The organism is Aphanothece hegewaldii CCALA 016 (assembly GCF_003007785.1).
In the GTDB taxonomy this organism is placed as follows: Bacteria; Cyanobacteriota; Cyanobacteriia; order Cyanobacteriales; family Microcystaceae; genus Chroococcus; species Chroococcus hegewaldii.
This window is the reverse complement of record NZ_PXOH01000064.1, coordinates 1-10,212: the sequence shown is the minus strand read 5'-3', so window position 1 is coordinate 10,212 and position 10,212 is coordinate 1. Positions and strand designations below refer to the sequence as shown.

At 41.5% G+C, this 10,212-nt stretch carries 16 protein-coding genes; 5 read left to right on the top strand and 11 right to left on the bottom strand.

The features are described from left to right. The coding region (locus C7H19_RS24345) for a DEAD/DEAH box helicase family protein (RefSeq protein WP_245927771.1) at positions 1-365 on the bottom strand (365 nt) is incomplete at its 3' end. A gap of 87 nt (positions 366-452) precedes the next feature. Continuing rightward, positions 453-1,283, bottom strand: coding sequence for a DUF4145 domain-containing protein (locus C7H19_RS24340; protein ID WP_106459499.1), 831 nt, complete (start codon positions 1,281-1,283; stop codon positions 453-455). 132 nt (positions 1,284-1,415) lie between these two features. On the opposite strand from C7H19_RS24340, the gene tumA reads away from it, so the two are divergent. Beyond that, positions 1,416-1,646, top strand: coding sequence for an antitoxin TumA (tumA, locus tag C7H19_RS24335; RefSeq protein WP_106459498.1), 231 nt, complete (start codon positions 1,416-1,418; stop codon positions 1,644-1,646). Beyond that, positions 1,636-2,019: a toxin TumE gene (gene tumE, locus C7H19_RS24330; protein ID WP_106459497.1), complete on the top strand. Its 384-nt coding sequence runs from the start codon at positions 1,636-1,638 to the stop codon at positions 2,017-2,019. The genes tumA and tumE overlap by 11 nt, the downstream gene beginning before the upstream one ends. Before the next feature lie 31 nt (positions 2,020-2,050). Here the strand turns inward: tumE and C7H19_RS24325 are convergent, their stop codons facing one another. From C7H19_RS24325 to C7H19_RS24285, 9 genes are all read right to left on the bottom strand, one after another. Further along, the gene (locus tag C7H19_RS24325) at positions 2,051-3,187 is read right to left on the bottom strand and encodes a restriction endonuclease subunit S (protein WP_106459496.1); all 1,137 of its coding nucleotides are present in this window, start codon (positions 3,185-3,187) and stop codon (positions 2,051-2,053) included. Between the two features lie 119 nt (positions 3,188-3,306). Further along, a complete protein-coding gene (locus C7H19_RS24320; RefSeq protein ID WP_106459500.1) occupies positions 3,307-3,726 on the bottom strand; it encodes an aspartyl protease family protein in 420 nt (139 codons plus the stop codon). Between the two features lie 3 nt (positions 3,727-3,729). Next, complete coding sequence (locus tag C7H19_RS24315; RefSeq protein WP_106459495.1) at positions 3,730-3,939, bottom strand: hypothetical protein; 210 nt, start codon at positions 3,937-3,939, stop codon at positions 3,730-3,732. Positions 3,940-4,028: 89 nt separating this feature from the next. After that, positions 4,029-4,322, bottom strand: coding sequence for a nucleotidyltransferase family protein (locus tag C7H19_RS24310; protein ID WP_106459494.1), 294 nt, complete (start codon positions 4,320-4,322; stop codon positions 4,029-4,031). Positions 4,323-4,328: 6 nt separating this feature from the next. Further along, complete coding sequence (locus C7H19_RS24305) at positions 4,329-5,990, bottom strand: class I SAM-dependent DNA methyltransferase (RefSeq protein ID WP_245927769.1); 1,662 nt, start codon at positions 5,988-5,990, stop codon at positions 4,329-4,331. A 293-nt stretch (positions 5,991-6,283) separates the two neighbouring features. Further along, positions 6,284-6,697 (bottom strand): hypothetical protein, encoded by a 414-nt coding sequence (locus C7H19_RS24300; RefSeq protein ID WP_106459492.1) that lies wholly within the window; start codon positions 6,695-6,697, stop codon positions 6,284-6,286. A 103-nt stretch (positions 6,698-6,800) separates the two neighbouring features. Further along, positions 6,801-6,986: a hypothetical protein gene (locus C7H19_RS24295; protein ID WP_106459491.1), complete on the bottom strand. Its 186-nt coding sequence runs from the start codon at positions 6,984-6,986 to the stop codon at positions 6,801-6,803. Positions 6,987-7,007: 21 nt separating this feature from the next. Beyond that, the gene (locus C7H19_RS24290) at positions 7,008-7,946 is read right to left on the bottom strand and encodes a ParB/RepB/Spo0J family partition protein (protein WP_106459490.1); all 939 of its coding nucleotides are present in this window, start codon (positions 7,944-7,946) and stop codon (positions 7,008-7,010) included. After that, positions 7,946-8,695 carry a ParA family protein gene (locus C7H19_RS24285; RefSeq protein WP_106459489.1) on the bottom strand — a complete coding sequence of 250 codons (750 nt, stop codon included), beginning with the start codon at positions 8,693-8,695 and terminating at the stop codon, positions 7,946-7,948. The genes C7H19_RS24290 and C7H19_RS24285 overlap by 1 nt, the downstream gene beginning before the upstream one ends. A 280-nt stretch (positions 8,696-8,975) precedes the next feature. On the opposite strand from C7H19_RS24285, the gene C7H19_RS24280 reads away from it, so the two are divergent. From C7H19_RS24280 to C7H19_RS24270, 3 genes are all read left to right on the top strand, one after another. Then, entirely contained in the window at positions 8,976-9,602 is a 627-nt protein-coding gene (locus C7H19_RS24280) for a hypothetical protein (protein WP_106459488.1), read from the top strand. Positions 9,603-9,607: 5 nt separating this feature from the next. Next, the gene (locus C7H19_RS24275) at positions 9,608-9,931 is read left to right on the top strand and encodes a hypothetical protein (protein ID WP_106459487.1); all 324 of its coding nucleotides are present in this window, start codon (positions 9,608-9,610) and stop codon (positions 9,929-9,931) included. 9 nt (positions 9,932-9,940) lie between these two features. Further along, a partial coding sequence (locus C7H19_RS24270) for a hypothetical protein (protein ID WP_146136585.1) occupies positions 9,941-10,212 on the top strand: 272 nt, incomplete at its 3' end.

The window sequence follows — 10,212 nt, the reverse complement described above, 5'->3', positions numbered from 1 at the left end:
ACTAAGGCGATCGCTGTTCGAGTTTTCCCTGCACCAGTCGCCATGACAATCAAAGCTTTGCGGTCTAGATCTGTCTCGAATGCTTCTGTAACACGACGAATCGCACGAGTTTGGTAATAGCGTTCGGCGATGGTTGGTTTAATAGAGGCTTTGGCTAAAGACTTGCGCTTAGTCCGACGCTGTACAAGCAATTCCAACTCTGTTTTTTTGTAAAAGCCCTGCACTTGTCGCGGGGGATAATTTGTATCATCCCATAGCCAATGCTCGTAACCGTTGGAGTAAAAAATAACGGGACGCTGACCAAATTGTGCCTCTAAACAATCAGCATATAGTAAGGCTTGTTGTTGCCCGATACGGGGATACACAAAACCCTGACAAATATGGACAGCCTTCAACTACACAAATTAATTATGATACCGATGAACTAATTCAAAAAGGCTGTCCATATTTGTCTAGTTTCCTTCCAGGGGGTCGTTTCGAGTTCGCTTGGCTTCTACGAGTCCCAAAGGCTTACCATCGTCGCCCCAAAGTACATAATCAACAAAACCTTGCTCTGATGAGTTTGGCATTCCCGTAACTTCAAACTCTCGGTCACGGGGTTGGTCGAGCGGCCATCCTACTTCTTTGAGCAATAGATCGATGAAAATATCGCGGGTTTGTGCTTCCGAATAGTCGTGGGGATCTGGTTGACTGGTGTTGGCTTTCTTAACTGCTGCTATAGAAGCTCGTAATTGCTTTAGTTCTTCATCTAGTGCGTTCTTATCTGCTAGAAGTGTGGAAAGTTTTTCATCGCGCTCTTGAAGTTGAGTTTCTAGTTTCTGAAGTTGTTCAATAGTTTGTTTAGGAACTGGTGCGGTTTTGGGCAGTACATTGGGGTCGAAGGTTAGTTTAGGATCTGGTTGGCTGCTGCGTCCATAGGTATGGGCTAACCAGTATGTAACATGGAATAATTCTTGTACCGCAATGGTGGCATCGTTAATCGAGATCGGTTTAGAGCTATGAACGGCCTGATTACCCAATTTGATAATAATGCGCGCTTTATTAAATACTGCTTGACCCACTAAAGTTTTAAAGGTGGGTTCGTGAATCAAGGCACTCAGATTATCTTGATACGGTAAGTTTAGGGAATTATCGTGTTTATATAACCAGTTTACGGTTAACTCTAAAGCACGACGGGCATAAAAACAGGCGGTTCGGGGGTCAGGATAAGCCAGTCTAAAGGCTTTGTAGGCTTCTTCGTAGATTTCAGGGAATTCGGGCTTAAGGAAAACAAATTGATTCATAATTCCCGTCTACTCCGCTCAATATTTCAGTTTTACTAGATCTAGTTTGCCCAGATTCGATTAATTGATCTCATTTTTAGCTAAATTTACAATATGATTAGGATAAATTCCGAAAATTAAATGGATTAAAGGATGCGTAAACAAGTTATTGAATATACATCAGAACTGGATGCTGTAATTGCTCTTGCTAAACAGTTAAATGTTTATGAAATTAAATACCAAATGACTTCAGAAGACTTTTTTAATAAGTATAGTCAAGGAGAGACTTCTGATGATGAGGTATTTGTCGAATGGGCGGGGAATTATCAACATTATCTAGCTCTACACCAACATTTAGAGAGCAAACTCAAAGATGTCGCGTAAAATTATCCAAGCGTATTTAGATGAAATTGAGCAACTTTTACTCAACTGCTCTAATGTATATGTTGAAGAATATAATGCGGTCATTTTAACAACACAGAGGGCTAATCTCCGCATTAGAATCCGTTTCGCTCTCAGATATTTACTGGCAATCAGTGAGATTTTAGTTGTGGTCAATAATCAGGTTACATACATTGATTACCGCTATCATTTTCAGGATGCACAAAATAATTTAATTTTTCGCTATGATAGTACACCTCACTTTCCTAACTTATCTAGCTTTCCTCACCATAAACATCTTTTTGATGATGTAATTGCCTGTGAAAAGCCTCATCTAGCCGATGTTTTACAAGAGGTTATGGAGTTTTTAGAGTAGGAATCTGAAATTTGCATGGTTGCCACACGGTTCACAACTCTCCTCGGAATGCACGATGTTGGAGGGAAGCAAAGAGAGCATCAAGTTCTGACAGTGAAGTGCGGTGAACGGCTTTAAGTTTTTCTACTGCTTCGATACGTTGGGCAAATTCTTGCTGAATATTAATTGGTGGACAGAAAATTGTAAATTTTCTAATTTCTTCAAGATTGATAGTTTTTTGTGCCACCCCGCGAGCAGTACGGTCAGCTTGCTGCTTTAATGGTGGTGATGCAAGCATCGCACACAAAAATTGTGAATCTATAAAATTTGAGTCGGGTTTGATATGAGCAATGTGACGCTGAAAAGCGAACTTACGTTGAGTCTTAACAATTGCAGGAACGCCGTATGAGCCAACAGTGGAATAGAGAACGTCGCCGACTTCAATCGGGCATCGCCGTGTTAATTCTTTGTGAGTTTCACTAGAAATAAATTTTGCTGTATCAAATGTTATTTCTCCAGTCACAATATTACTTACAAATAAAAATGGATGACCTGATGTACTCCATTTTGGAGGCTGGTGAGTTCCATCAGTAATTCGTTTACAAACTGTTGCAAGAGGTACAGTTTTTACATTCTTATGATTTGTAATTGGATCGCCGAACATCTCAATAAAAATAGCTTGGGTGAGGGTGTCGAGTTGAGCGATCGCCTGCCGCCGTTTAGACCTAAGTTCTTCTGCGCGATCAAGTATTTTTGCAATTCGCTTTTGTTCTGATAATGGTGGTAGAGGAATCAATAATGCTTTTAAAATTGTAGAGTTGATATTTAACTGAGCAACACCACGCGCCCGCCGTTCAAGTGCATTGGCAATATTGTTCAAAAAATAACGTAGATAATTCGATTCTAGAAGGTTAGGATTACGGGGAGTAACACCAGCAATAGCCTGATTGGTCGCTGCTTCTAAATCCAGTACTGCTGTGCGACCAACTGTAGCAAAAATCGAAATAAGTACAGTACCTTTGGGAAGTAGTTTAGCCGCGCTATTTTCCAATCCTTTGCGAGAAATTGTTTCTTCGGTCGATGTAATACGTCCTTGCAACATATCACCGATTTTTACCCACGGAATGCCACCATCAAAGTAAGCTGGATTAGTACGAGATGGCGTACCTCCAGCCGTTACTTGGCACAATTCTCAAAGAGGTAAATGTTTCCATTGACTCATCCCAGCATCCCCTCTAATTCATTTATTTCGATAACACTCCCTTCTATTTTGCCAAATTACTAAAGATGTTTTTGGGTACACGATATTTATAGCTGCTTTCGATTAACATCAAATGATAATTGAGAACGAGAAAAACAGACATCAAATTCAATAAAAAAATTAACCTGACCCAAAATCAAAGGGAGATTTTTTGCTTGAGTCCAGGCAAAAACAAACCGCACAGGTTCAAACTGTCCAACTATCGCCTCCGCCAACACAACCCGCGCCTCATACTGGGATAAATTACCCGTCAAACTTAAAGCAGTTGTCTGACGTTCCCACTCATAACCCAGAGCTATCCCCAAGTCATAAGGCATAACATTCACAGATGCGCCAGTATCTAGTAACCCAGAGCCCGTTACAGAATTTTGCTGATGAAACAAACAAAGCGGTAACATTGGACGAAAACCCGCCTCTCCCAATCCTGGATCTGTAGAAATATAAGTATATCGATTAAGGTCGCTCATCATTCATTTTTTGCTCCTAGAATCTTCTAGAACTTTCAGCATCACATCAGCCGCTTCAAACGCATCAATGGGCGACCAGACAGGATAACTTTGCTCTCCTTTAATTAAGTCTTCTTCCTTTTGCGCTAACTCAGAAACAAGCACTTGGATAACATACAATTTATCCGCTCGATTTAGCTTTCTTAAATTAGTCAGTATTTCAGGTGAAACCATATTAAGCCTTCCGATAATTTGAAAATATTAGTCAAGATTAGGAGCGTTCTGTTATCTATTATCTTGTAAAAATTCTGTATAACTGCGCTTCATATATAAATTGCCTCAGCCAAAACGCGCTCCCGAATCCGAGATTTAAGCCCGTTCTTCGTCACCAGATCAACCTTTAAACCAAAAAGTTGACTTAAATAATCCCTAAGTTCCACTAACATAATAAAAGTTGGTGCTATTTCATAATCAACCAAAATATCAACATCACTTGCTTCCGTCTGCTCACCTCTCGCATAAGACCCAAACACACCTAGTTCAGTAATTTGAGATTTTTCACACAAAGACTTTTTGTTAACTGATAAAACTTGCCTGATTTCATTAAGCGTTTTCATAGCATTTTATCCCAGTATTTTCTTCAATTCTGTCATTCCCTGCTGAATCTCTGCTTCAAGCTTGGCCAAATCATCAAGGATATCTTTTGGTGCGCGATGCTCCACCTCTTCATGCACTACTTCTTTATAACGATTCAAACTAAGATCATACCCCTGAGATGCAATATCAGCTTTGGGTACACAAAAACTCTGAGCAGTGCGTGGTCGCTCTCGTTCCGTAGTATTCCGCAGTTGCCAACGAGTCAGCACATCTGGCAGATTATTCTTAGTATGTTCCTCTGCTGTTAGCGCAGCCGTTGGTACAGCACCTAATTTATCTTCAGCAAGCAAAGGCGTTCTTTTATCGTCCAAACTCAACCCGTCAGCATCCACATCGTAGAACCAAACAAAATCAGTTCCACCTGAGTTCGTTTTAGTAAATAGCAAAATCGCCGTCGAAACACCCGCATAGGGCTTAAATACACCACCTGGTAAAGAGATCACCGCATCTAGCTTCTGCTCCTCTACCAATAAACGACGTAGTTCCTTGTGTGCCTTAGAAGAACCAAAAAGTACCCCATCTGGCACAATTACCGCCGCCCGTCCTCCAGGTTTGAGTAATCTTAAAAACAGAGCCAAAAATAATAACTCAGTTTTCTTGGTTTTAACGATCGCCAATAAGTCTTTAGCCGTGTTCTCATAGTCCAATGAACCCGCAAAAGGCGGATTGGCCAGAACTAGAGTATATGATTCTTCATCAGTTGAATGTTCCTCTGATAGCGAGTCTTGGTAGCGCACATCTGGGTTTTCTACGCCATGCAGCAGCATATTCATACTGCCAATACGGAGCATGGTATTGTCAAAATCGAACCCGTGAAACATCTGATGATGAAAGTGTTCCTTCAGTTTTGCATTGCGGAGAAGTTCTGGGTGATGTTGCCGCAGGTATTCGTTAGCGGCCACTAGAAAGCCGCAAGTTCCACTAGCGGGATCACAAATGACATCCCTAGGACTCGGTGCAGTTAGTTCCACCATCAGCCCAATAATGTGGCGCGGCGTGCGAAACTGCCCATTTTGTCCAGCCGAGGCAATTTTGCTTAACATATATTCGTAGAGATCGCCTTTAGTATCGCGTTCTTCCATCGGCACACCGTCTAGCAAATCCACCACTTTAGACAATAGCGCAGGTGTCGGAATCGTAAAGCGGGCATCTTTCATATGGTGCGCGTAAGTCGAATCATCCCCACCCAGCGCTCGCAGAAAAGGGAAAACATGATCGTTGACTACAGCAAACATCTCCGACGCGGCAAAGTGCTTGAACCTCGACCATCGCAAATCATCGTAGGAACGTTTCTTGATATCTTCACCCTCTGGGAAGATTCGGCGTTCCATCGGTCGCTTGAGTCGGTTGGCTTTGTTCTCTTCTAGAGTATGCAGGTCGTCGAGGCGACGCAGAAAAAGCAGGTAAGTAATTTGCTCGATGACTTCGAGAGGATTGGCAATCCCACCCGACCAGAAGGCATCCCAAATGCGGTCTATTTGACTTTTAATTTCCCCTGAGATCATGTTGTGTTTTTTTATCCAGTGAACCAATGATTCTGAAAAGTTTTTAGGCAATGCTAGTTTTAATAGGTCTTTCCAGATTAGCGGGAATAATGACTCCAGACAACTTTTATAAATAAATTTCAAAGATTACAGTTATAGAGTTCCCGAAAAGATTACTAAAGTACGCAGAAGTCAAAAAAATCGTCGTTATCGGTCTAGAAAGACTCAACTACTGCCAAGCAGCGTTATTAGCGCAAGAAGAGAGATACATTAAACATTGAAAGAAGGGGGACAACCTTCTAAAAACAGATTAATTATGATACCCATGAACTAACTAAACAAGGTTGTCCCCCTTCTTTCCAGTTTTTTTCTAGGAGCAAAACGCTTGTCACGTCATGCTTTGATCGGGTTAAAAAAGGGACTCGCCTTATCCACCTCTATATTCTTTGAATTGGCTCGTTTTTCCTGTGATTTAGCTCACGCTGCTCGTGTTTTGTCGCAATTTTACTAAAAACTCGATTGCCATCATGTTCAAGAATTTCACTAACTTCAGTGCTAAAAACCGCTAATTTGGCAAAGAGTAAGTTTTTCCACTCTCCTGAAAGACTAGGCTGTTTTAGTTGATAATCAACTTGATTATCGGTCGTGAAAATCACCTGCTCCCTTTCTAATTGCGAAGGAGCAATCAATTGTTGAATACTTTTGATTAACTGTATAAACTGCTGTTTCTCTTCTAAATTTAAAGGATGTTTGAAAATAATTTTATGCGTATGCTCGGTCATTCCTTCATCATTTTTTTGTTGATGAGTGGGGCGAATGGTCAAATCATTTAACGAGTATTGCTGTTTCATGATTCTTCAAAGATAGGGTTTAAACTCTGCTCCTAGAAAAAAACTGGAAAGAAGGGGGACAACCTTGTTTAGTTAGTTCATGGGTATCATAATTAATCTGTTTTTAGAAGGTTGTCCCCCTTCTTTCAATGTTTAATGTATCTCTTCGATTTAAAAATGCAAAAGCCCCTAATTGTACTGGCTGTTTTTGTAAAGCCAGTAAACGCTGTGCATTCAAACCATTATTGAGAATGTCTAAAGCACTATAAACATCCGTCCCATGATAAAATTTTAGTAAATTTGGTGACACCTTAGTTAACGCTTTTAATCATTAATTAGAAACATTTTCTTCAATTAATTCCTCAAGTTTTTTGAGCAAAGTTTGAGCTTTTTTCCATTTTTGTGGATCTTTCCAAAGTTGAGCATTTTTAAGTCGTTGATAGGTGTCACTTAAAGTTTTTTGAGGCGTAATAATGGGAGTCGATGCAGCCTGACGTGAAAGCGTTGTTATTTCTTCTTTAATTTGGCTTAGAGATAAGTCTTGAGTAACGGCTTTTTCTAATAATTCTTTTCGCTGTTGTGGGTCTTTGATTTGAGCGATCGCTTTAGCTTTGGTGTAGTCAATTTCACCCTGATTGAGTGCTGCTTTAATCTCATCAGGAAGCTTGAGTAAAGGCAGGCGATTGACCCGAAAACTATTAGGGGTAAACCGTCCAAGAGCCGTAAAAATCGACTCTAGCTGTAACCATTGTTCACTGTGCATAACGTTATGCACAGATTCCCGTTTTGGATGAGCCGTCAAATTAATGAGCGCAATAACTTCATCAGATGTAATCTGTAGTCGATTAGCCAGCAGTTGCAGAATCGCTTCAGTTTCCTCTAGGGGATTGAGGTCTTCCCGTTGTAAGTTTTCAAGTAAGGCAATCTCCCAGGCTTCATCATTACTAAAAGCTCGAATAACAACAGGAACGGTCTCAAGGGTAAGGGTTTGAGCGGCTCGATAGCGTCTTTCTCCAGCAACAAGTTCGTAATGCTCATCATCTAGAGGACGAACAATCAAAGGTTGTAAAATCCCCTGTTGTTGAATAGAAGTAATCAGACTCTCTAGCTTTTGGGGAGCAAAATACCGTCTCGGTTGTTGGGGTGGAAGTTGAATCGATTTTAGGGAAATCGATTGAGGCGGTGGAGCTTCGTCATCGGCTCCAAAAAGTAGATCGATGCCCTGGGTGTTGATCTGATAGGGTTGTTTTGGTGTTTTAGAAGTCGGCATTAGCGTAAAAGGAGAGCTTGAGCAATATTGTTTAACAAAGAAATCGTCGGGTGTTTCGGTTGATAGAGGGCAAGGGGTAAATGGGCTTGAACCGCATCAGCAAAGGCAATTGAGCGAGGAATAGGATCAAAGACTGGCGCGAGGGGAGAAAGTTGCTCTTTAATCGCTTGTAAACTCAAAGTATCCTGTGAAGTTCTAGAATCATATAAAGTTGGGATAAATCCAGCTAATGCCAGAGATTTATTGGGTTTCTTTTTCACTCGACTAACGGTTTTAAGCAGGAGTTCTGTACCTCGTAGGGCTTTGTAATGAGTTTGGATGGGAACTAAGACATGAGTGGCAGCAACCAGGCTAATGTAGCTTAAGATGCCCAGAGAAGGCGGACAGTCGAGCAGGATGTAATCGTATTTCCCTTCCACAGGTTCTAGCGCGTCTTTAAGGCGAAGATCTCGCAAATCGGCAGTGACTAATTCAAGTTCGGCACCGCTTAGATCGATATTAGCAGGAACCAAATCAAGTCCATGAATCGAATGAATCGGTAAAGGGGCATCGTGAAGAATCGAATGATACAGAGTTTGGTCAAGTTCTGAAGGTTCTAGTCCCAGAAAAGTCGTCAGGGAGGCTTGGGGATCAATATCGACTAAGAGAACTTTTTGCTGAAGTTGACTGAGAGAGTAGCCCAGATTAAGGGTAAGGGTGGATTTAGCAACACCACCCGCTTGATTGAAAATAGCAATGATTTTAGACATATCTATCCAAAAGATACCTGAAAAGGCAACAAAAAGAAATAATTCTCGAAAGCTTAATCAGATTAGGGTTAGAACAATTTTGACTCAAAAATCTAAAAAATCTAGAACCCGAAACGTGAAATTTATTAAAACCGTTGAAAGCCTAAACAATAAAGATTTGCGGCTTCTTCAGACAGTAAGAGTCCCTTCACATTATTTAACACCAGAAGGTACTAAAAGGGTAGTGATTTTAACTGGCTCAAAACGGTATTAAAGAAAAAACAGTTGTTGAGGAGATTCGATGATAGCAGTGACAAGACGGCGCACGTCTACGAATTTATGGTCAAAGCTTTTAAAAAAGTTCACGCTTAGTCAGGTTTTGCTTTTCAGTTGGGCGACGATGATGCTCAATTTATCGCAAATGCTGCTCAAAACGGGCAATCTTAGTCCAACTGCACTGATTGGCTACTCGATTTTTCTCGTCTCGATTCTGATGTGTGCCTATCTGTATGCGTGGTCAAGTCCACGCCGCCAACTGGTACGTTTACAGCGATTACTAGATCGAGTCGGACTTTGGCCAATTGCTTGGTTAGTTAGTTTTCTCGTTTTCCTCCTAGATGGCATCAGTGTGCCAGTATTTGCGGGAACAACCACACCAACGCCTTCTCTTTCTTCTGGCTTTTTCTTTACCAATATCCAAACCAAGATTAACGGCATTTTTGCGGGGACGAACGCGGCGACGATTGTTCCGATTACCAAATTTGGCTTTGGTGTCCTACAAGTGCTGTTTATTGTCTATATCGCTTGGGCGGTGTCTAAGGTCATCGGGTCATCCCGCGAAGAAGAGGATTGGAAGCAAGCGGCTAAAACACCATTAATCGTGGCGGCGGGTGTCTTTGGTGGTGATTATGCGATAGGACTGGTCTAGAACTGATGCCATCTTACCGCAATTTAGATAAATCGCCCCGCATCTTTTTTATGCCAGGAGATCAGATCTTTCCCTGGGCAATTATTTTTGGATTGTGTTTTGTCATTTTAAAAAAAGTCTTGGGATTGTCGTGGATTTGGGTCATCGTTACCAGTGGCTGGGGAATGGCAACTTGGTGGGTTCTGACCTTTGGCGGGATGTACGCTTTCTTCGGGCGGTTAGTCGAAACGCCGAACTGGACAAGAGCGATCGTACCCTATCAACCCGTACTGTCGTCTGGGGAAGCTCAAAGTCAGCGAAAACGAAACCGTCGGTTATTAGATGAGTAGGTCAAGAAAATGGTCAAAATCGGCTCAAAAATCATTACAGACCCACTTCGAGGGAAAAAGCAAAAGCTAACGCCCTTTGAAGATAACTTTCACTTGTTGACTTTCCTTCAATATCTAGATGGTGGTCGAGAAGTAGGGGCAACCTTGTTGCAGCCCCATAAAAAAGAAAGTTTTCGGGTGGTTTTTGGGTTTCGTTGCCGAGGAATTGCACCGATTCTCTCTGAAGAAGAAGTATTTAATGTCTTCGCGGGGATCAAGTCATTGAATGATCTTCCTTTAGG